This is a genomic window from Prosthecodimorpha hirschii, from assembly GCF_001305515.1.
Lineage (GTDB): Bacteria > Pseudomonadota > Alphaproteobacteria > Rhizobiales > Ancalomicrobiaceae > Prosthecodimorpha > Prosthecodimorpha hirschii.
The window spans coordinates 5,955,302-5,975,807 of sequence record NZ_LJYW01000001.1; the positions used below are offsets into that span (position 1 = coordinate 5,955,302).

Annotated in this window: 17 protein-coding genes; 15 read left to right on the top strand and 2 right to left on the bottom strand. The window is 70.2% G+C overall.

The annotated features are described in order from the left end of the window. The first annotated feature begins 24 nt into the window (after positions 1 to 24). From ABB55_RS26140 to ABB55_RS26155, 4 genes are read left to right on the top strand one after another with little or no spacing between them, the layout of a single operon-like run. Positions 25 to 1,275: a sarcosine oxidase subunit beta family protein gene (locus ABB55_RS26140; protein WP_054361449.1), complete on the top strand. Its 1,251-nt coding sequence runs from the start codon at positions 25 to 27 to the stop codon at positions 1,273 to 1,275. 36 nt (positions 1,276 to 1,311) lie between these two features. Continuing rightward, a complete protein-coding gene (locus ABB55_RS26145; protein ID WP_054361450.1) occupies positions 1,312 to 1,632 on the top strand; it encodes a sarcosine oxidase subunit delta in 321 nt (106 codons plus the stop codon). After that, complete coding sequence (locus ABB55_RS26150; RefSeq protein WP_054361451.1) at positions 1,629 to 4,562, top strand: sarcosine oxidase subunit alpha family protein; 2,934 nt, start codon at positions 1,629 to 1,631, stop codon at positions 4,560 to 4,562. Before ABB55_RS26145 ends, ABB55_RS26150 begins: the two co-directional genes overlap by 4 nt. Beyond that, positions 4,555 to 5,094, top strand: a complete 540-nt coding sequence (locus ABB55_RS26155) for a sarcosine oxidase subunit gamma (protein WP_054361452.1) — start codon at positions 4,555 to 4,557, stop codon at positions 5,092 to 5,094. Before ABB55_RS26150 ends, ABB55_RS26155 begins: the two co-directional genes overlap by 8 nt. A 59-nt stretch (positions 5,095 to 5,153) precedes the next feature. Here ABB55_RS26155 and ABB55_RS26160 read toward each other — a convergent pair whose 3' ends face one another. Continuing rightward, positions 5,154 to 6,074, bottom strand: a complete 921-nt coding sequence (locus ABB55_RS26160; RefSeq protein WP_054362308.1) for a LysR family transcriptional regulator — start codon at positions 6,072 to 6,074, stop codon at positions 5,154 to 5,156. A 133-nt stretch (positions 6,075 to 6,207) separates the two neighbouring features. On the opposite strand from ABB55_RS26160, the gene ABB55_RS26165 reads away from it, so the two are divergent. The 11 genes from ABB55_RS26165 (at position 6,208) to ABB55_RS30040 (ending at position 20,134) form a co-directional block, all read left to right on the top strand. Continuing rightward, positions 6,208 to 7,737: an ABC transporter substrate-binding protein gene (locus ABB55_RS26165; protein WP_054361453.1), complete on the top strand. Its 1,530-nt coding sequence runs from the start codon at positions 6,208 to 6,210 to the stop codon at positions 7,735 to 7,737. 124 nt (positions 7,738 to 7,861) lie between these two features. Beyond that, positions 7,862 to 8,779: an ABC transporter permease gene (locus ABB55_RS26170; protein ID WP_054361454.1), complete on the top strand. Its 918-nt coding sequence runs from the start codon at positions 7,862 to 7,864 to the stop codon at positions 8,777 to 8,779. Next, complete coding sequence (locus tag ABB55_RS26175; RefSeq protein ID WP_054361455.1) at positions 8,776 to 9,699, top strand: ABC transporter permease; 924 nt, start codon at positions 8,776 to 8,778, stop codon at positions 9,697 to 9,699. The genes ABB55_RS26170 and ABB55_RS26175 overlap by 4 nt, the downstream gene beginning before the upstream one ends. 4 nt (positions 9,700 to 9,703) lie before the next feature. Next, positions 9,704 to 10,681 carry an ABC transporter ATP-binding protein gene (locus ABB55_RS26180; protein ID WP_054361456.1) on the top strand — a complete coding sequence of 326 codons (978 nt, stop codon included), beginning with the start codon at positions 9,704 to 9,706 and terminating at the stop codon, positions 10,679 to 10,681. Beyond that, positions 10,678 to 11,652 carry an ABC transporter ATP-binding protein gene (locus ABB55_RS26185; RefSeq protein ID WP_054361457.1) on the top strand — a complete coding sequence of 325 codons (975 nt, stop codon included), beginning with the start codon at positions 10,678 to 10,680 and terminating at the stop codon, positions 11,650 to 11,652. The genes ABB55_RS26180 and ABB55_RS26185 overlap by 4 nt, the downstream gene beginning before the upstream one ends. 98 nt (positions 11,653 to 11,750) lie before the next feature. Continuing rightward, the gene (locus ABB55_RS26190; RefSeq protein WP_054361458.1) at positions 11,751 to 13,172 is read left to right on the top strand and encodes a M20 family metallopeptidase; all 1,422 of its coding nucleotides are present in this window, start codon (positions 11,751 to 11,753) and stop codon (positions 13,170 to 13,172) included. Further along, positions 13,169 to 14,320 carry a M20 family metallopeptidase gene (locus tag ABB55_RS26195; RefSeq protein ID WP_054361459.1) on the top strand — a complete coding sequence of 384 codons (1,152 nt, stop codon included), beginning with the start codon at positions 13,169 to 13,171 and terminating at the stop codon, positions 14,318 to 14,320. The genes ABB55_RS26190 and ABB55_RS26195 overlap by 4 nt, the downstream gene beginning before the upstream one ends. A gap of 225 nt (positions 14,321 to 14,545) precedes the next feature. Then, a complete protein-coding gene (gene purM, locus ABB55_RS26200; RefSeq protein ID WP_054362309.1) occupies positions 14,546 to 15,625 on the top strand; it encodes a phosphoribosylformylglycinamidine cyclo-ligase in 1,080 nt (359 codons plus the stop codon). Further along, on the top strand, positions 15,622 to 16,308 hold the full coding sequence (gene purN, locus ABB55_RS26205) for a phosphoribosylglycinamide formyltransferase (protein WP_054361460.1): 687 nt from the start codon (positions 15,622 to 15,624) through the stop codon (positions 16,306 to 16,308). Before purM ends, purN begins: the two co-directional genes overlap by 4 nt. Before the next feature lie 98 nt (positions 16,309 to 16,406). Beyond that, the gene (gene gyrA / locus ABB55_RS26210) at positions 16,407 to 19,217 is read left to right on the top strand and encodes a DNA gyrase subunit A (protein ID WP_054361461.1); all 2,811 of its coding nucleotides are present in this window, start codon (positions 16,407 to 16,409) and stop codon (positions 19,215 to 19,217) included. 32 nt (positions 19,218 to 19,249) lie between these two features. Next, positions 19,250 to 20,134, top strand: a complete 885-nt coding sequence (locus ABB55_RS30040) for a DUF1186 domain-containing protein (protein WP_054361462.1) — start codon at positions 19,250 to 19,252, stop codon at positions 20,132 to 20,134. A 45-nt stretch (positions 20,135 to 20,179) separates the two neighbouring features. Here the strand turns inward: ABB55_RS30040 and ABB55_RS26220 are convergent, their stop codons facing one another. After that, positions 20,180 to 20,494, bottom strand: a complete 315-nt coding sequence (locus tag ABB55_RS26220) for a hypothetical protein (protein WP_054361463.1) — start codon at positions 20,492 to 20,494, stop codon at positions 20,180 to 20,182. Between the last annotated feature and the right edge of the window lie 12 nt (positions 20,495 to 20,506).

The following is a 20,506-nucleotide window of genomic DNA, read 5'->3' on the forward strand; positions in this document are numbered from 1 at the left end:
CGTTCTGAGGCTCCGCGCGCTTCCATGACCTATTCGATCGCCTCGCTCGTCGCCGGTGCGCTCACCGGCCATCGCCGCTGGAAACCGGCCTGGCGCAAGCCGGAGCCGAAGCCGTCCTACGATGTCGTGGTGGTCGGCGGCGGCGGCCACGGGCTCGCCACCGCCTATCATCTCGCCGCCACCTTCGGCATCCGCAACGTGGCGGTGGTCGAGAAGGGCTGGATCGGCTCGGGCAATGCCGGGCGCAACACGACCATCATCCGGTCGAACTATCTGCTGCCCGGCAACGTGTCCTTCTACGAACTGTCCATGAAGCTCTGGGAGCGCCAGGAGGCCGACCTCAACTTCAACACCATGGTCAGCCAGCGCGGCGTCCTGAACCTCTACCATTCGGATTCGCAGCGCGACGCCTATGCCCGGCGCGGCAATTCCATGCGCCTCAACGGCATCGACGCGGAACTCCTGACCCGCGAGGAGGTGATGGCCCGCCATCCCTATCTCGACTACGACAATGCCCGCTTCCCGATCCGCGGCGGCCTCCTGCAGCGGCGCGGCGGGACGGCCCGTCACGACGGCGTCGTCTGGGGCTATGCCCGCGCCGCCGACCGGCTCGGCGTCGACATCATCGAGAATGCCGAGGTGACCGGCTTCCTGCGCGAGGGCGGTCGCATCGTCGGCGTCGAGACCTCCCGCGGCGCGATCCGGGCCGGCAAGGTCGGCATGGCGGTCGCCGGCAACACCTCGCGGGTCGCATCCCTGGCCGGGCTGCGCCTGCCGATCGAGAGCCACGTCCTGCAGGCCTTCGTCTCCGAGGGGCTGAAGCCGACCGTCGACGGGGTGATCACCTTCGGCGCCGGCCACTTCTATGTCAGCCAGTCGGACAAGGGCGGCCTGGTCTTCGGCGGCGACATCGACGGCTACAATTCCTACGCCCAGCGCGGCAACCTGCCGGTCATCCGCGATGTCTGCGAGGGCGGCATTGCGGTGATGCCGATGATCGGCCGGGCGCGCATCCTGCGCCACTGGGGCGGCATCATGGACATGAGCATGGACGGCTCGCCGATCATCGACCGGACGCCGATCGACGGGCTCTATCTCAATGCCGGCTGGTGCTACGGCGGCTTCAAGGCGACGCCGGCCTCCGGCATGACCTTCGCGCATCTCCTTGCCCGCGACGCGCCGCATCCCACCGCGACGCTGCTGACCCTCGACCGTTTCCGCTCCGGCGCGGTGGTCGACGAAAAGGGCATGGGCGCCCAGCCGAACCTGCACTGAAGCCGCACCCGCACCGATGCCGCGCGAGCCGAAACCATGCTGATCACCTGTCCCTTCTGCGGCCTGCGCGATGCGGCCGAATTCACCTACCGCGGCGATGCCGCGCCGGTGCGCCCCGCGGCCGACGCCGGCGAGGCGGCCTTCTTCGACTATGTCTATCTGCGCGACAATCCGGCCGGCCCGATCCGCGAGCACTGGTTCCACCGCGCCGGCTGCCACGGCTGGGTGACGGTGACGCGCGATACCCGGACCCATGCGATCGAATCCGTCGTGCCGGTCGAAGCCACGGTGGCGGCCGAAGCCGTCGTGGCGGCCGAAGCCGCGGTGGCGGTCGAAGCCGAGGGAGGTGCCCGATGAGCGGCTATCGTCTTTCCGCCGGCGGCACGCTGGTCGATCCCGCCACCCGACTTTCGTTCCGCTTCGACGACAAGGCCTATCAGGGCCTCGCCGGCGACAGCCTCGCCTCGGCGCTGCTGGCCGGCGGCGTCAGCCTGTTCGGGCGCTCGTTCAAGTATCACCGCCGCCGCGGCCTGTTCGCGGCCGGGCCGGAGGAGCCGAACGCGCTGGTCGAACTGCGCGGCGGCGCCCGGCGCGAGCCGAACCTGAAGGCGCCGGTGGTCGAGCTCTATGACGGCCTGGAGGCCTGGAGCCAGAACCGCTGGCCGTCGCTCACCTTCGACCTGATGGCGGTCAACGGCCTGCTCGATAAGCTTTTTGTGGCAGGCTTCTATTACAAGACCTTCAAGTGGCCTTCGAGCTTCTGGGAAAAGCTCTACGAGCCGCTGATCCGGCGTGCGGCCGGTCTCGGCCGCCTATCCGGCGAGCCCGACCCGGACAGCTACGAGACCGCGACCGCTCATGCCGACCTGCTCGTGGTCGGTTCCGGCCCGGCCGGCCTGCTCGCTGCCCGGACGGCGGCCCGTGCGGGGCGGCGGGTCATCCTGGTCGAGCGCGACGCCCGGCTCGGCGGCTCGCTCCTGACCACGCGGCGGACGATCGACGGCCAGCCCGGCGCCGCCTGGGCGGCCGCCGTCGAGGCGGAACTCGCCGCGGCGCCGCATGTCCGCATCCTCCGGCGCACGACCGTGTTCGGCACCTATGACGGCGGCCAGTTCGGCGCGCTGGAGCGGGTCGCCGACCATCTGCCGGTGCCGCCGCCGCATTGCCCGCGCCAGCGCGCCTGGACGCTGGTCGCCGGCGAGGCGATCGTCGCCGCCGGTGCGATCGAGCGGCCGATCGTGTTCCCCGGCAACGACCTGCCGGGCGTCATGCTGGCCGGCGCGCTGCGCCACTATGCGGTCGGCTACGGGGCGGCGGCGGGCCGCGCCGTCACCCTCTTCACCGCCAACGACAGCGGCTGGCACGCCGCCGCCGACCTGATCGCCTCCGGCGTCACGGTCGCGGCCGTGATCGACCCGCGTGCCGATGTCGCCCCGGCGCTGACCGCCGCGGTGGCGGCCGGCAGCGGGCGGGCGCTCGCCGGGGCGCGGCTGCGGCGCGCGCTCGGCGGCAAGGCTCTGGAGGCGATCGACGTGGATCTGCCGGGCGGCGGGTCCGACCGGATCGCCACCGACGCGCTCGGCGTCTCGGGCAACTGGCAGCCGGACATCCAGCTCGCCACCCATCGCGGCGACCGCCCGGTCTGGTCGGACGCCCATGCCGCCTTCACGGCCGGAAAGCTGCCGCCCGGCATCCGCCTCGCCGGCGCGGCCGCCGGCACCTTCCGGCTCGCCGACATCTTCGCGGCCGGGGGCACGGAGGCGGCGGTCGACCTTGAGGGCGCGGCGCTGACGCCGTTCTGGCATGTCGGGGGATCGAAGGGCGCCGGCAAGGCCTTTGTCGACTTCCAGCACGACGTGACCGACGCCGACGTGGCGCTGGCCGCGCGCGAGGGCTACGTCTCGGTCGAGCATCTGAAGCGCTACACGACCCTCGGCATGGCGACCGACCAGGGCCGCACCGCCAATCTGAACGGCCTCGCCATCCTGGCCGAACTGACCGGCCGCACCATTCCGCAGACCGGCATCACCACCATGCGCCCGCCGGTCGAACCGGTGGCGATCGGGGCGCTGGCCGGCCATCACCGCGCCATGGCCTTCCGGCCGCGCCGCCTGCCGCCGATCCACATGGTGGCGGTCGAGCGCGAGGCGCAGATGATCGAGGTCGGCCCGTGGTGGCGGGCGCAATGGTTCCCGCTGCCGCACGAGACCGACTGGCAGCAGAGCGTCGACCGCGAGGTGACGACGGTGCGCAAGGCGGTCGGCGTCTGCGACATGTCGACCCTCGGCAAGATCGAGGTGTTCGGCCCGGACGCCGCCGCCTTCCTGACGCGGCTCTGCGCCAATTCGGTGATGAAGCTGGCGGTCGGCCGCTGCGCCTATTTCCTGATGCTGCGCGAGGACGGCTATGCCTATGACGACGGCACCGTCGCCCGGCTCGGCCCGGAACGCTTCGTCATGACCTGCTCGACCGCCCATGCGGCCAAGGTCTACGAGCAGGTCGAATATGCCCGGCAGGTGCTGTTCCCCGAGATGGACGTGGTGGTGCAGTCGGCCACCGAGCAATGGGCGCAGCTGGCGCTGGCCGGCCCGCGCGCCCGCGACGTGCTCGCCCGCATCGTCGATCCCGGCTTCGACCTGTCCGGCGCGGCCTTCCCGCCGGTCGCCTGCGCCGAGACGACCGTGCTCGGCGGCGTGCGCGCGCGCCTGTTCCGCCTGACCTTCTCGGGCGAACTGGCCTTCGAAATCGCCGTCCCGGCCCGGCGCGGCGCCGACCTGATGCGCCGGCTGCTGATCGCCGGCCAGGACTTCGGCATCGTGCCCTACGGCACCGAGGCGGTCGGCGCCATGCGCATCGAGAAGGGCCATCCGGTCGGCTCGGAGATCAACGGCCAGACCTCCGCCCACATGCTCGGGCTCGGCGCCTTCGCCGAACGCAAGCACGACTGCATCGGCCGCGTACTCGCCGCACGGCCCTATCTGACCGATCCGGCCCGCGGCCGGCTGGTCGGGCTGAAGCCGGTCGACCGGGCCGCACGGCTCAGGGCCGGCGCCCATCTCCTGCCGAAGGGGCCGGATGCCACCGCCGCCCACGACCAGGGCTGGATCACCTCGGTCGCCCATTCGCCGACGCTCGGCTGTTGGATCGGGCTCGGCTTCCTGGCCCATGGCGACAAGCGCCACGCCGAGATCGTCCGCGCCTACGATCCGGTGCGCGGCGGCGATGTCGAGGTCGAGGTCGTCGCCCCGTGCTTCGTCGATCCGGAAGGGAACCGCGCCCGTGCCTGATGCCGTCACCGTCCGCCCGTTCGAGACCGGGTTCGCCGCCATCGTCGCCCCCCGCAGCCGTGCCGCCGCCGCCCGGTCCCGCTTCGCCGAGACCTTCGGCTTCGCGCTGCCCGAAGGGCCGCGCCTCGCCCGCGCCGGCGACCTGATGGCCTTCGGCATCGGCGTCGACCACTGGGTCGCGGCCGCCCCCGGCGACGGCTGGGCGCTGGAGCGGCGCCTGGCCGCAAGCCTCGGCGAGACTGCGCTGGTCACCGACCAGACCGATGCGCGCGAGGGCTTCCGGATCGAAGGCCCGGCCGCGCGGCTGCTCTTGGAGACCGGCTGCAGCCTGGACCTGCATGTCTCGGTCTTCCCGGCCGGTGCGGCGGCGGTCACCGAGATCGCCGGCATGCCGGTCTGGCTGTGGACCGAGGATGCCGCATCCTTCCAGGTCGCGGTCTCGCGCAGCTATGCCGAGAGCTTCGCCCAGTGGCTCGATCATGCGGTCGCGGCGACGCGCGCGCGGGTCGCGGCCGGCGAGCGGGCCGCCTGAGGGGCCGTCCGGATCGCTGAAGGGCCGCCGGGGCCGTCGATGCCGTTCGCCGGTGCGGGTCAGTCCCCCGGCGACGGGAAGGCCGCCAGCAACTCGTCGATCGCGGCGATGACATGCACTGCGAAGGCCTCGGCGGCGTCGGGCAGGCGCCGGCCGAGCATGGCCTGGACCTCGTAGCGGCGCTGGTCGACCGCCGGTCCGGTGATCGGCACCGAGGCGACGCGATCCTGCGTCGAGCGTGTATGCACCGTGAAGGCGCTGGCGATGGTCAGCCCGCCGCCCATCTCGACGAAGCTCCACAGCCCGGCGATGTAGTTGGATTCCAGCACCGGCTCGACCGTCACCCCGGCGAGCCCGCAGGCGATGTCGAAGATCTGCCGGGCGGTGGTGTCCTTCTCCGGCAGGGCGAGCGGTTCCGACGCCAGCTCGGCCAGCGACAGGGCGGCACGCGCGGCGAGCGGATGATGGCGCGCCATCACGGCGACGATCTGAGCCCGCCCGGCTGCGATGATGCGCACGTCCGGCTCCGGCGCGAAGGTGAAGGTCAGCCCAATATCGACATCGCCGCCGCGCACCAGTCGCGTCACCGCGCCCGGCGCCGTCACCTTGAGCTCGAAGCGGATGCCCGGATGCTGCTCCCGGAAGCTGCGGATCGCGGCCGGCAGCAGGATCATGCCGAAGCCCTCGGTCGCGGCCACCCGCACGACGCCGGTTGCCAGTCCGCGCAGGCGCTGCAGGTCGTGCGCGACGGCCTCGGCCTCCAGGAAGGTGCGCCGGGCGTGGCGGGCCAGCAATTCGCCGGCCTGGCTCGGCACCATGCCGCGCGGCCGGCGCTCGAACAGCTCGACGCCGAGATCGGCCTCCAGCTTGCCGATCTGCCGGCTGATCGCCGATCCGGCCACGTTCAGGCGGATCGAGGCCTCAGCGATCGAGCCGGTCCGGACGACCTCCATGAAGTAGCGCAATGCCGTGCCATGCATGCTGCCGGTTCCCATGCCTTGCCGAAACGGCAATGATCCGATCCAAATATTATAATTGTGAGAGGCCGTTTTGCCTATTACCGTGCCATGGTCAACTTTGGTGCAGCGCACACAACCACGGTGGAGATGGGGCATGGTGGCAATCGAGCGCGGAAGCCTTTGGGTCCTGGCGGCGGCGATGGCGTTGGGCCTGCCGGGCGCGGCCCTGGCCGGCAAGGCCAACGATACGCTGGTCTATGCGTCCGACAGCGAACCGGAAAACATCAGCCCCTACCACAACAACGTGCGCGAGGGCGTGATCATCGCCCGCCACGCCTGGGAGACGCTGGTCCATCGCAATCCGAAGACCGGCGCCTACGAGCCCTATCTGGCGACCTCCTGGACCTGGGTCGATCCGGTCACGCTGGATCTCGACCTGCGCAAGGGCGTCACCTTCCATGACGGCTCGCCCTTCACGGCCGACGACGTCGTCTTCACCTTCAACTACGTGCTGACGCCCGAAGCCAAGGTGGTGACCAAGCAGAATGTCAGCTGGATGGCGTCGACCGAAAAGCTCGACGACTACAAGGTCCGCATCAAGCTGAAGGGACCGTTCCCGGCGGCGCTCGAATATCTCGCCGGCCCGACGCCGATCTTCCCGGCGGCCTATTTCAAGAAGGTCGGTCTCGACGGCTTCGCCAAGGCGCCGGTCGGCACCGGACCCTACCGGATCACGTCGGTCGACAGCGGCAAGGGCGTCAAGCTCGAGAAGTCCAAAACCTACTGGAAGGGCAGCCCGCTCGGCGACGTCGCCATCGGCAAGCTCGAGTTCCGCGTCATCCCGGACGGCGACACGCGCATGGCCGAACTGATGACCGGCGGCGTCGACTGGATCTGGCGGGTGCCGACCGACCAGGCCAAGCAGCTCGAATCGGTGCCCAACGTGACCGTGCTGGCCGCCGAGACCATGCGCGTCGGCTTCCTGCAGTTCGACGCCATCGGCCGGTCCGACTCGAATACTCCGCTCAAGAACGAGAAGGTCCGCCAGGCCATCTCGCATGCCATCGACCGCAAGGCGATGGTCGACAATCTGGTCCGCGGCGGCGCGCGCGTGATGAATTCGGCCTGCTTCATCGACCAGACCGGCTGCACCGACGAGGGCGTGCCGCGCTATGCCTACGATCCGGCCAAGGCCAAGGCGCTGCTCGCCGAGGCCGGCTATCCGAACGGCTTCGACATCGAGTTCTATGCCTATCGCGAGCGCGACTATGCCGAGGCGGTGATCGGCTACCTGCGCGCGGTCGGCATCCGCGCCAAGCTGAACTACCTGAAATACGGCGCCCTGCGCGAGCTGAACCGGGCCGGCAAGGTGCCGATCTACTACCAGACCTGGGGTTCCTTCTCGGTCGGCGATGCCTCGGCCTTCACCGGCGTATGGTTCAAGGGCGACGAGGACGACATGAGCCGCGATGCCTCGATCAAGGCCCTGCTCGACAAGGCCGACACCACCATCGACCTCGCCGAGCGCAAGAAGACCTACCAGGAGGCCCTCTCGGCGATCGCCGCCAAGGCCTATCTGTTCCCGCTCTTCTCCTATTCGACCAACTATGCCTTCTCGTCCGATCTCGCCTTCGCGGCACAGCCCGACGAGATGCCGCGCTTCTACGCGGCCCGCTGGAAGTGAGGCGAGGGGCGGGCGGTCGGGATCCCGATCCCAAAGCCCGCCACCCGCTGCCGGACCTGCCGGACAGGGCGCGCCGTTCCGATCGCGCGCCCTGTCGCCCGCTCCCCGGTTTCCGGAGGCTTCCATGCTTCTCTACATCCTGCGGCGCTTCGGCGTTGCGCTGTCGGTCGCCCTGACCGTGTCGATCGTCGCCTTCCTGCTGCTGCATCTCTCCGGCGACCTCGCCCTGGCGATCGCCGGGCCGGAGGCGTCGCCCGCACAGGTCGAACAGGTCCGCATCCAATACGGCCTCGATAAGCCGCTCGCGGTCCAGTATCTCGACTGGCTTGCCGGGGCGCTGCATTTCGATTTCGGCCGCTCCTTCTATTTCCGCGAGACGGTCGCCGCGCTGGTCGCCGAGCGCATGCCGGTGACCATGACGCTCGGTGCCATCGCGCTCGGCCTGGCGCTTCTGGTCGCGATCCCGCTCGGCGTCGTCGCCGCGGTCAACCGGGGCGGCTGGATCGACCGCGCCGCGTTGGTCTTCTGCGTGCTCGGACAGGCCATCCCGACCTTCTGGCTCGGGCTGACGCTGATCCTCGTCTTCGCCGTCAACCTGCGCTGGCTGCCGGTCTCCGGCAATGCCACCTGGGCGCATTTCGTGATGCCGGCGATCGCGCTCGGCTGGTACGCGGTGCCGGCGGTGATGCGCCTGACCCGCAACGGCATGCTCGACGTGCTCGCCTCCGACTATATCCGCACCGCCCGCGCCAAGGGCCTGCGCTGGCCGACCGTCCTCTTCAAGCATGCGCTGCGCAACGCGGTGGTGCCGGTCGTGGCGCTGGCGGCGGTGCAGTTCGGCTTCATGCTCGGCGGCTCGATCGTGGTCGAGGCGGTCTTCTCCATGCACGGCCTCGGCCATCTCGCCTGGGAGGCGATCGGCCGCAAGGACTTCCCCGTCGTGCAGGCGATCGTGCTCCTGCTCGCCTCGATCTATATCGGCCTGACCTTCCTGGCCGATCTCATCAACGCCTGGCTGGACCCGAGGATCCGCGTCGCATGACCGCCCCTGCGCCTTCCTCCGCCCTGGCCCCTGCCGCCGCGCTCGAAGCCGTGCCGCCGCGCCGTTCGCCGACCGCCCGCTTCCTGCGCCGCGCCGGCCGCAATCCGAGCTTCATGATCGGCGCCACCGTGCTGGCCATCATCGTCGCGATGGCGCTGTTCGCGCCGCTGATCACCGCCTACGACCCCTACGACCAGGACATCGCCCGCCGCCTGATCCCGCCGGTCTGGCACGCCAAGGGTAGCTGGGAGCACTGGCTCGGCACCGACAAGCTCGGCCGCGACTATTTCGCCCGGCTGGTCTACGGCGCGCGCATCTCGCTCCTGATCGGCATCGCCACGGTCGTCGTCTCCGGCCTGATCGGCACCGCGCTCGGCGTCGCCGGCGGCTATTTCGGCGGCCGGGTCGACATGGCGATCGGCTATGTCGTCAATGTCCGTCTGGCGCTGCCGGTGGTGCTGATCGCGCTCGCCGCCGCCGCCCTGGTCGGGTCCTCGCTCGAAACCGTCATCCTGGTACTCGGCCTCCTGCTCTGGGACCGCTTCGCCGTGGTCGCCCGCTCGGCCACCATGCAGGTCGCCCATGCCGACTATATCGCCGCCGCCCGCGCGATCGGCTGCTCGACCCGGCGCATCGTGCTGTCCGAGGTGATGCCCAACATCCTCAACCCGCTGATCGTGGTCGCCACCCTGGAGATGGCCCACGCCATCCTGCTCGAGGCCGCGCTCTCCTTCCTGGGCCTCGGCGTGCAGCCGCCCTTGCCGTCCTGGGGGCTGATGATCGCCGAGGGCAAGCAGTTCATGTTCTTCAGCGCCTGGGTGATCGCCATTCCGGGCGTGGCGCTGGCGAGCCTGGTGCTGGCGATCAACCTCCTCGGCGACGGCCTGCGCGACGTGACCGCGCCCGAAAACCGGAGCTGAACCGATGGCGCTGCTCGAAGTCGACCGCCTGACCATCGACATCCCGACCGAGGCCGGCCTGCTGCATGCGGTCGGCGGGGTCTCCTTCACGCTGGAGCGCGGCGAGACGCTGGCCATCGTCGGCGAAAGCGGATCGGGCAAGTCGCTGACCTCGCTCGCCCTGATGGACCTGCTGCCGTCGCGCGCCATCCGCAAGGCCGCGACCCTGCGCTTCGACGGCATCGACCTGATGGCGGCGGGCGAGCGGCAGAAGGAGGATCTGCGCGGCGACCGCATGGCGATGATCTTCCAGGAGCCGATGACCTCGCTCAACCCGGCCTATACGATCGGCGACCAGCTGACCGAGGCGCTGCGCCGCCATCGCACCGTATCGGCCAAGGCGGCGCGCGAGCGGGCGGTGCATCTCCTGGAGCGCGTCGGCATCACGGCGGCGGCCTCCCGGCTCGGCCAGTATCCGCACCAGCTGTCCGGCGGCCTGCGCCAGCGCGTGATGATCGCCATGGGGCTGATGTGCGAGCCCGACCTGATCATCGCCGACGAGCCGACCACCGCGCTCGACGTGACCATCCAGGCCCAGATCCTGCGGCTCCTGCGCGACCTGCAGCAGGAATTCGGCATGGCGCTGATCCTGGTCACCCACGATCTCGGCGTCGTCGCCCGCGTCGCCACCAAGGTGGCGGTGATGTATGCCGGCCGCCTGGTCGAGACCGGCACCGTGCGCGAGGTGTTCGGCGCGCCGAGCCATCCCTATACGCGCGGCCTGCTGCGCTCGATCCCGGTGCCGGGCCGGACCCGGCCGGGCGAGCCGCTCGGCACGATCCCCGGCCAGGTGCCGGGCCTCGTCGGGGACGTGTTCGGATGCGCCTTCCGCAACCGCTGCGACCATGCCGCCGAGGCCTGCGCGGGTGCCATCCCGGAGCGGCTGCTCGGCGGCAACCACCGCATGGCCTGTATCCTCGAAACCGTCGGGAGCCCGCAATGACCGTTCCGGTGCTCGAACTGAAGGACGTGACCAAGACCTATCGGGTCGGCCAGGGCTTCATGAAGCCCAAGGCGACGCTGACGGCGGTCGGCGGCGTGTCGCTGACGGTCGCGCGCGGCGAAGTCCATGCGCTGGTCGGCGAGAGCGGGTCCGGCAAGTCGACGCTCGCCAAGCTGCTGCTCGGCCTGATCGCGCCGACCTCGGGCGAAATTCGCATCGACGGCGTGCCGATCGGCCAGACCGACCGGCGCGAGGTCGCCCGGCGCATCCAGCCGGTGTTCCAGGATCCCTATTCGTCGCTCAATCCGCGCAAGTCGGTCGCCGACCTGGTCGCGCTGCCGCTGGTCGCCCACGGCATCGGGTCCTCGGCCGAGCGCCAGGCCAAGGTCGCCGAGATGCTCGATGCCGTCGGGCTGCCCCGCCGGGTGATCGATGCCTATCCGAACCAGCTCTCCGGCGGCCAGCGCCAGCGCGTCGCCATCGCCCGCGCCCTCGTGATGCGGCCGGACGTGCTGATCTGCGACGAGCCGACCTCCGCACTCGATGTCTCGGTCCAGGCCCAGATCCTCAACCTGCTGATGGACCTGAAGCGCGAGTTCCGGCTGACCTATTTCTTCATCAGCCACAATCTGGCGGTGGTCGAGCATCTCGCCGACCGGGTCGCGGTGATGTATCTCGGCCGGATCGTCGAGGAGCGGGGGCGGGAAGGGCTGTTCGGCGCGCCGGCGCATCCCTATTCGCGGGCCCTGCTCGACAGCGTGCTGACGCCCGATCCCGATCTCGGCATGCCGGAGGCCGGCATTTCGGGCGCCTTCCCGAACCCGATCGCCCCGCCTTCCGGCTGCACCTTCCATCCGCGCTGCCCGCAGGCGACCGAGCGCTGCAGCCGCGAGGCCCCGGCCAGCGTGGCCTTCGCGGACGGCTTCGCCACCTGCCACAATGCCGGGCCGGCCCTCGCACTCGCCGGCTGAACCCGCCCGGACCGGCAAGGCCGGCGCCCCGCCGCCGTCCGATCCGGTCCTGATCCTTCGTCTCCCGTATCCGTCCTACCGACCCAAGGTCCCATCCCATGTCCGTCATGCCGTCGCGCGCCGGTGCCGTCGCCCGTGCCGCCGATCTCTTCGCCTCCGGCCGCTTCCTCGCCGATCTCACCCGCCGGGTCGCGATCAAGACCGAAAGCCAGTCCGGCCAGCGCGGCGTCGAACTCGCCGCCTATCTGACCGACGAGATGGTGCCCTGCCTCGACCGGCTCGGCTTCGCCTCGACCCTCGTCGCCAATCCGGTCCTCGGCCGCGGCCCGTTCCTGATCGCCGAACGGATCGAGGATGCCGGCCTGCCGACCGTGCTCGTCTACGGCCATGGCGACGTGGTGCTCGGCCATGAGGGCCGCTGGCGCGAGGGGCTGGAACCGTGGTCGGTCACCGTGGTGGGCGACCGCTGGTACGGCCGCGGCACCGCCGACAACAAGGGCCAGCATTCGGTCAACATCGCCGCGCTGGAGGCGGTCCTCGCCGAGCGCGGCGGCCGGCTCGGCTTCAACGCCAAGATCCTGATCGAGATGGGCGAGGAGGCCGGTTCGCCGGGTCTGCGGGCGCTCGCCGAGAGCCACGGCGCCCGGCTCGCCGCCGACGTGCTGATCGCCTCCGACGGCCCCCGCCTGACCGCCGAGCGCCCGACCGTGTTCCTCGGCTCGCGCGGCGCCATGAACATCGACCTCTCGGTCGACCTCCGCGAGGGTGCCCATCACTCCGGCAACTGGGGCGGGCTCCTCGCCAATCCGGGCACCATCCTGGCCAACGCCATCGCGTCGCTGGTCGACGGCAACGGCCGCATCCTGCTCGACGCCCTGCGTCCGCCGCCGATCCCGCCGGCGGTCAGGGAGGCGATCGCCGACCTCAAGGTCGGCGGCGGCCCGAACGATCCGGAGATCGACCGGGACTGGGGCGAGCCCGGCCTGACGCCGGAGGAGCGGGTGTTCGGGTGGAACGCGCTCGAGGTGCTCGCCTACGAGACCGGCACCCCGGCGGCCCCGGTCAATGCCGTGCCGGCCTCGGCCAAGGCGACCATCCAGCTGCGCTTCGTGGTCGGCACCGATCCGATCGCGGCCGTCGATGCAATCCGTACGCATTTTGCTGCGAATGGCTTCGAGAAAGTTCAAGTTCGTTCGAGCCGGATGGAGACTTTCGCCGCGACCCGGCTCGATCCGAACGACCCCTGGGTCGGCTGGGCGCTCGCCTCGCTCGCCGCCACCACGGGGAAGAAGCCGGCGCTTCTGCCCAATCTCGGCGGCTCGATCCCCAACGACGTATTCTCCGAGGTGCTCGGCCTGCCGACCATCTGGGTGCCGCATTCCTATCCGGCCTGCTCGCAGCATGCCCCGGACGAGCATCTGCTCGGTCCGGTCGCCGAAGAGGCTTTGCGAATCATGGCCGGTCTGTTCTGGGATCTCGGCGAAACCGGTCCGAAGATCCTGGAGGCCCGCCGCGCATGACCACTCTCGCCACCCGGGCCAGCGCCTGGCTCGCCCCCCGTCGCGCCGAGATGGAGGCCTTCCTCCAGCGGCTGGTCGACATTGATTCCGGCAGCCGCGACCAGGCCGGCATCGACGCGGTCGGCGACGCCATGACGGCGCTGCTGGAGGGGGACGGCATCGCGGTCGAGTGCTTTCCGAACGAGACCTACGGGGCTGTCCTGAAAGCGGAAATTCCCGGCCGGAGCGGCGGCGCGCCGGTCCTCGTGATGGGCCATCGCGACACCGTCTTCCCGAAGGGCACCGTCGCCCGCCGGCCGTTCAGCCGCGACGGCGACCTGGGCTTCGGCCCCGGCGTCGCCGACATGAAGGGCGGGCTGGTCGTCGATCTCTTCGTGCTCCGGGCGCTGAAGGCCGCCGGCGGCACCGATTTCCCGCTGATCGGCCTGTTCACCGCCGACGAGGAGATCGGCTCGCCGTCCGGCCGGCCGATGATCGAGGCCGTCGCCCGGGGCGCCCGCGCCGCCTTCAATGCCGAGCCCGGCCGGGCCTCCGGCAACGTCGTGACGGCCCGCAAGGGCGGCCTGACGCTCGACATCACGGTGACCGGCAAGGCCGCCCATTCGGGCGCCAACCATGCCGACGGCGCCAGCGCGATCGGCGCGCTCGCCGCCAAGATCGTCCGCCTGCACGCCCTGACCGACTATGCCGCCGGCATCACCACCAATGTCGGCACCATCCGCGGCGGGCGCACCCACAACACCGTCGCCGACCACGCGGAAGCCGAACTCGACATCCGCTTCGTCGCCGTCGACCAACTGGACGGCATCCTGGCGGCGGTCGACGCCATCCTGGCCGCCGAGGACGTGCCCGGCACCCGGGCCGGCTACGAGAAGGGGCACCTGTTCCTGCCGCTGGAGGCGCGCCATTCGGCCGACCTCTTCGCCCGCTACCAGGCCGCCGCGGCCGCGACCGGCTTTGCGGTCGACGGCGAGTTCACCGGCGGCTGCGCCGATTCCGGCTTCACCGCCGCGCTCGGTGTGCCGTCCCTCTGCGGCCTCGGCCCGGTCGGCGGCGGCGCCCATACCGACCAGGAATGGTGCCGCCTCGACACCCTCGTCCCCCGCGCCCAGGCCCTGGCGGCGACCATCGCCGGTTTGGACGGGTAGCGGCGGGATCGCGTGGGGCAGGACGGGGGAGGGACCGGACGGAGGAGGGCTGGCGCTTGACGAACGGACCGGCGCGGCCCGCCCTTGCATTCCGGGCTGCGATGGTTCATGTCCCGCCTGGAGTCCGGCTCCGGCCGGGCCGCGGCTTCGGCCGACACCCCGGCTTCGGCCGTCCCCCCGGCTTCGGCCGACCACTCCCTGTTCCGCGACAAGAGCCTGCGACACATGAGCGACGACCAGAACGGCAACGGCTGGACCTATGCCAAGGCCGGGGTCGATATCGACGCCGGCAACCTGCTGGTCAAGCGCATCAAGCCCTTCGTCAAGGCGACCGCGCGGGTCGGGGCCGATGCCGAGATCGGCGGTTTCGGCGGCCTGTTCGACCTGAAGGCCTGCGGCTATGCCGACCCGGTGCTGGTCGCCGCCAATGACGGCGTCGGCACCAAGCTGAAGGTCGCCATCGATGCCGGGATCCATGCCCATGTCGGCATCGATCTCGTCGCCATGTCGGTCAACGATCTCGTCGTGCAGGGCGCCGAGCCCTTGTTCTTCCTCGACTATTTCGCCTGCGGCAAGCTCGATGTCGATGTCGCCGCGAGCGTCGTGGAAGGCATCGCGGCCGGCTGCCGGGAGGCCGGTGCGGCGCTGATCGGCGGCGAGACCGCCGAGATGCCCGGCATGTACCAGGACGGCGATTACGATCTCGCCGGCTTCGCGGTCGGGGCTGTCGAGCGCACCGGCATCCTGCCGCGCGCCGATGTCGGCCCGGGCGACGTGATCCTGGGGCTCGCGTCGTCGGGCGTGCATTCGAACGGCTATTCGCTGGTCCGGCGCATCGTCGCCGCGGCCGGCCTGACCTGGCAGGACGCCGCGCCCTTCGCCCCCGAGGCGACGCTCGGTGCAGCTCTGCTGACGCCGACGCGCATCTACGTCAAGCCGGTGCTGGCCGCCATCCGCGCCACCGGCGCCGTCAAGGCGCTCGCCCATATCACCGGCGGCGGCTTCTGGGAGAACATCCCGCGCGTCCTGCCGGCCGGCACGGCGGCGCGCATCGATCTCGCGCGCGTCCCGGTCCTGCCGGTGTTCCGGTGGCTGGCCGCGGCCGGCGGCGTCTCCGAACGCGAGATGCTGCGCACCTTCAACTGCGGCATCGGCATGGTGCTGGTGGTCGAGGGGCCCCGTGCGGCCGAGGTCGTCGCCAGCCTGGCGGCGTCCGGCGAGACGGTGGTCGAACTCGGCACCATCGAGGCCGGGCCGGACGAGCCCTTCGTCGATCCGGTCGGCCACCTGGACCTCGCTCGATGACGACGGCCGGCCAGCCGCGCAAGCTCCGCGTCGGCATCATCATCTCCGGTGGCGGGTCCAACATGGCGGCGCTGGTGGCGGCGACCAAGCGGGCCGAATTCCCCGCCGAGGCCGTGCTGGTCCTTTCCAACCGCGCCGATGCCGGCGGGCTCGCCAAGGCGACGGCCGCCGGGGTGCCGGCGGTGGTGATCAGCCACAAGGGCTTTCCGGACCGCGAGCGCTTCGAGATGGCGCTCCATGCCGAACTCGTCCGCCACGGCGTCGAACTCGTCTGTCTCGCCGGTTTCATGCGGCTCTTGACGCCCTGGTTCATCGGTCAGTGGAAGAACCGGATGATCAACATCCACCCCTCGCTGCTGCCGGCCTATCCGGGCTTGCACACCCATGCCCGGGCGTTGCGGGACGGCGTCAAGCTCGCCGGCTGCACGGTGCATTTCGTGCGCGAGGAGATGGATACCGGGCCGGTCGTCGCCCAGGCCGCCGTGCCGGTGCTGGCGGGCGACACGCCGGACGGTCTGGCCGCCCGGGTGCTGGCGGCCGAACACCGCCTCTATCCGCATGCCCTCGATCTGGTCGCCTCCGGGCGGACCCGGATCGTGACCCGCGAGGACGGCGGCGAACAGGTCGAAATCCTCGGCGAGGCTGCGCCGCCGGCCGCCATGATCTGGCCACGGACGGCATGACTTTAGAATCCCGCGTGCGCCCGCGCGCGAAATTGGCGTCTTCGGCCGGAATCGCCTATAGACGAGCCGTCGACATCCAGACCGAAGAGTGACGCGTTTTGGCCTCATCCGAAAAGCCGGTCCCGGGCGGGGAAAGCCCGTCGGACATCAAGCCGGTCTCCATCACCGACGAGATGCGCCGCAGCTATCTCGACTACGCCATGAGCGTGATCGTGAGCCGTGCGCTGCCGGACGTGCGCGACGGCCTGAAGCCGGTGCACCGGCGCATCCTCTTCTCGATGCACGAGAACGGCTACGACTGGAACAAGGCCTATCGCAAGTCGGCTCGCGTCGTCGGCGACGTGATCGGTAAGTACCATCCGCATGGCGACCAGTCGGTCTACGACGCGCTCGTGCGCATGGCGCAGGATTTCGCGATGCGGGTGCCGCTGGTCGACGGCCAGGGCAATTTCGGCTCCGTCGACGGCGACCAGCCGGCGGCCATGCGCTACACCGAGGTCCGTCTGGAGAAGGTGGCGCACAGCCTCCTGGAGGATCTCGACAAGGACACGGTCGACTTCCAGCCGAACTACGACAATTCGGAGCACGAGCCGACGGTGCTGCCGTCGCGCTTCCCGAACCTGCTCGTCAACGGTGCCGGCGGCATCGCGGTCGGCATGGCGACCAACATCCCGCCGCACAATCTCGGCGAGGTCTGCGACGCCGCGATCGCGATGATCGACAAGCCGGACATGACCGTCGCCGACCTGATCGAGATCATCCCGGGGCCGGACTTCCCGACCGCCGGCATCATCCTCGGCCGGGCCGGCATCCGCTCGGCCTATCTGACCGGGCGCGGCTCGATCATGGTGCGCGGCCGGGTCAAGTTCGAGACCGCGCGCGGCGGCCGCGAGGCCATCGTCATCGACCAGATCCCCTATCAGGTCAACAAGGCCTCGATGGTCGAGCGGATCGGCGAACTCGTGCGCGAGAAGCGCGTCGAGGGCATCGCCGAGGTGCGCGACGAAAGCGACCGCGACGGCTACCGGGTGGTCATCGAGGTCAAGCGCGACGCGATGGCGGAAGTCGTGCTGAACCAGCTCTACAAGTTCACCACCCTGCAGTCCTCGTTCGGCTGCAACATGGTGGCGCTCAACGGCGGCAAGCCGGAGCTGATGAACCTGCGCGACATCATCCAGGCCTTCATCACCTTCCGCGAGGAGGTGATCGGCCGGCGCACGCGCTTCCTGCTCAACAAGGCGCGCGACCGCGCCCATATCCTGGTCGGCCTGGCCATCGCGGTGGCCAATATCGACGAGGTCATCCACCTCATCCGCACCGCGCCCGATCCGGCCACCGCCAAGGCGCAGCTGATGGGCCGCGACTGGCCGGCCAAGGACATGGCGCCGCTGATCGCGCTGATCGCCGATCCGCGCCACACGCTCAACGAGGACGGCACCTACCGGCTCTCCGACGAGCAGGCCCGCGCCATCCTGGAACTGCGCCTCGCCCGCCTGACCGCGCTCGGCCGCGACGAGATCGCCGACGAGTTGAACAAGCTGGCTCTGGAGATCGAGGACTATCTCGACATCCTGCGCTCGCGCGAGCGCATCCAGACCATCGTCAAGGACGAGCTTGCCGCCATCAAGGCCGAGTTCGCCACTCCGCGCCGCACCGAGATCTTGGAACTCGACGGCGAGGTCGACGACGAGGACCTGATCCAGCGCGAGGACATGGTCGTCACCGTGACCCATGCCGGCTGGATCAAGCGCGTGCCGCTGTCGACCTACCGGGCGCAGCGGCGCGGCGGCAAGGGCCGTTCCGGCATCTCGATGAAGGACGAGGATTTCGTCACCCGGCTGTTCGTGGCCAACACCCACGTGCCGATCCTGTTCTTCTCGTCGCGCGGCATGGCCTACAAGACCAAGGTCTGGCGCCTGCCGCTGGCCGCCCCGCAGGCGCGCGGCAAGGCGCTGGTCAACCTGCTGCCGCTGCAGGAGGGCGAGCGCATCACCTCGATCCTGCCGCTGCCGGAGGACGAGGAGACCTGGGAGACGCTCGACGTGGTCTTCGCGACCACCAAGGGCACCATCCGGCGCAACAAGCTGTCGGACTTCGTCCAGGTCAACCGCAACGGCAAGATCGCCATGAAGCTCGAAGAGGGCGAGGGCATCGTGTCGGTGGAGACCTGCACGGAGCATGACGACGTGGTCATCACCACCGCGCTCGGCCAGTGCATCCGCTTCCCGGTCACCGACGTGCGCGTGTTCAAGGGCCGCGATTCCATGGGCGTGCGCGGTATCGCGCTCGGCGACGAGGATCAGGTCATCTCGATGACCGTGATCCGGCATTTCGAGGCCGTCGCCGACGAGCGCATCGCCTATCTGAAGCGCAGCCGCGCACTGCGCGGCGAGGTCGATGCGGCCGAGGGCAACGGCACGGATGCCGAGGCGGACGACGCCCAGGGCACAGAAGCCGGCGCCGAGGCCGGCGCCGAGACGGCCGCCGGGGCGGGCGCCGACGTGCTCGGCGAACGCCGCTATGTCGAGATGAGTGCCGCCGAGCAGTTCATCCTGACCATCTCGGAGAACGGCTACGGCAAGCGGACTTCGACCTTCGAGTACCGGATCACCGGACGCGGCGGCAAAGGCATCGTCGCCATGGCGGTGACCCCGCGCAACGGTCCGCTGGTGGCGAGCTTCCCGGTCGAGGACGGCGACCAGCTGATGCTGGTCACCAATGCCGGCCAGCTGATCCGCTGCCCGGTCGACGGCATCCGCATCGCGGGCCGCTCGACCCAGGGCGTCATCGTCTTCAACACCGCCGCCGACGAGAAGGTCGTCTCGGTCGAGCGCATCCGCGAGGAAGAGGACGGCGCCCAGGAGGGCGAGGGCGGCACCGGGGCCGGCGAGGCGCCGACCGAGGGGTGAGCGACTTCCGCTAGGGGAGAGGCGGGGCGCCGATGGACTGGACCGACGATGCGATCCTGGCCGCGCTGGCCGTGCCGGCCGCTTTCCCGCGCCAGGCCTTGGAGGCGGCCCGTCGGCGACGCGAGACGCTGGCACCGCGTCTGATCGCCGAGATTGACGGCTGGCGCGAGTCCCGGCCGCGGGATGGCGCGTTCTTCTTCGGGCTGTTCCTGCTCGCGGAATGGCGCGAAACCGGGGCGACGCCGGCCATTTGCCGGATGCTTGCGGGGGACGCGGCGGCGGTCGACGCGGCGCTCGGCGACATGATCACCGAAGCGCTGCCGGCGGTGCTGGTTTCGGTGTTCGACGGCGATGCCGATCCATTGTTCGCCCTGGTCGACGACCCGCAGGTCGCGAGCTTCGTCCGATCCACCGTTCTGGAGGCCATCCTTGCGCTGGTGCTGATGGATCGCGTGCCGCGGGAGACCCTGGTCGGCTGGCTCGATCGCGCCGACGGCGGTCTGATTGCGGCGAAGCACGAACCGATCTGGTTCGAATGGGCGCAAGCGACCGCGACCCTCGGCCTCGCGGACTTCGCGCCGCGCGTGAAGGCTGCCTATGGCGACGGCCGGATCGACCCGCAGATCCAGACCCTCGGGCATTTCGAGGAGGACTTGGCCGCGGAGTTGGCCGGCCATGGCCGGATGGCCGCCATGGCCTTGAAGCGCTGCCGGCCGATCGACAACACGGTCGCGACCCTGGAGACATGGCATTTCGCGCGGATCGCCGAAGGCCGAGTGCCGAAGCCGCGGGCGATCCCGGCGCTGCAGCCGGCCGCCATCAAGGTCGGCCGGAACGAACCATGCCCGTGCGGCTCGGGCAAAAAGTTCAAGAAATGCTGCCTCGGCAAAGCGTTACCGGCTTTTGAGGCGATGTGACGACCTCGGGCGAGGACGGGGACGCCGCGTGTTTGCGGCCAGCAGCTATTTGCAGACGAGCTTGCCGGGCACCACGATGAAATGGCGCGGGCCGACCCAGTTCGGCTTCGGCTTCCAGGCAGGATCCGGCGCGATAGCCACGTCCATCGAACAGGTGCCGCTCGAGACGCGATAGAGATCCGGCGAGACATATTCGATCTTGTCGATCGGATGGGCGACATCGAAAAGTTGCGCGACGCCGCTGTCGTCCAGGATCGCGCGGATCTCGGCCAGACGCTGATATTGCGGCGGCAGGGCCGCGTGGCCCGGCAGGGTCGAGATCAGCAGACCGAGGCTGGCGGCGAAAACAGTGCGCATCATGGGTCCAAACTC

Coding starts and splice junctions, on each gene's coding strand:
- ABB55_RS26160 (WP_054362308.1), bottom strand. CDS start 6,074: ATGCATGGCACGGCATTGCGCTACTTCATGGAGGTCGTCCGGACCGGC.
- ABB55_RS26170 (WP_054361454.1), top strand. CDS start 7,862: ATGCTTCTCTACATCCTGCGGCGCTTCGGCGTTGCGCTGTCGGTCGCC.
- ABB55_RS26165 (WP_054361453.1), top strand. CDS start 6,208: ATGGTGGCAATCGAGCGCGGAAGCCTTTGGGTCCTGGCGGCGGCGATG.
- ABB55_RS26140 (WP_054361449.1), top strand. CDS start 25: ATGACCTATTCGATCGCCTCGCTCGTCGCCGGTGCGCTCACCGGCCAT.
- ABB55_RS26220 (WP_054361463.1), bottom strand. CDS start 20,494: ATGATGCGCACTGTTTTCGCCGCCAGCCTCGGTCTGCTGATCTCGACC.
- ABB55_RS26180 (WP_054361456.1), top strand. CDS start 9,704: ATGGCGCTGCTCGAAGTCGACCGCCTGACCATCGACATCCCGACCGAG.
- purN (WP_054361460.1), top strand. CDS start 15,622: ATGACGACGGCCGGCCAGCCGCGCAAGCTCCGCGTCGGCATCATCATC.
- ABB55_RS26190 (WP_054361458.1), top strand. CDS start 11,751: ATGTCCGTCATGCCGTCGCGCGCCGGTGCCGTCGCCCGTGCCGCCGAT.
- ABB55_RS26150 (WP_054361451.1), top strand. CDS start 1,629: ATGAGCGGCTATCGTCTTTCCGCCGGCGGCACGCTGGTCGATCCCGCC.
- ABB55_RS26195 (WP_054361459.1), top strand. CDS start 13,169: ATGACCACTCTCGCCACCCGGGCCAGCGCCTGGCTCGCCCCCCGTCGC.
- ABB55_RS30040 (WP_054361462.1), top strand. CDS start 19,250: ATGGACTGGACCGACGATGCGATCCTGGCCGCGCTGGCCGTGCCGGCC.
- ABB55_RS26175 (WP_054361455.1), top strand. CDS start 8,776: ATGACCGCCCCTGCGCCTTCCTCCGCCCTGGCCCCTGCCGCCGCGCTC.
- ABB55_RS26145 (WP_054361450.1), top strand. CDS start 1,312: ATGCTGATCACCTGTCCCTTCTGCGGCCTGCGCGATGCGGCCGAATTC.
- purM (WP_054362309.1), top strand. CDS start 14,546: ATGAGCGACGACCAGAACGGCAACGGCTGGACCTATGCCAAGGCCGGG.
- ABB55_RS26185 (WP_054361457.1), top strand. CDS start 10,678: ATGACCGTTCCGGTGCTCGAACTGAAGGACGTGACCAAGACCTATCGG.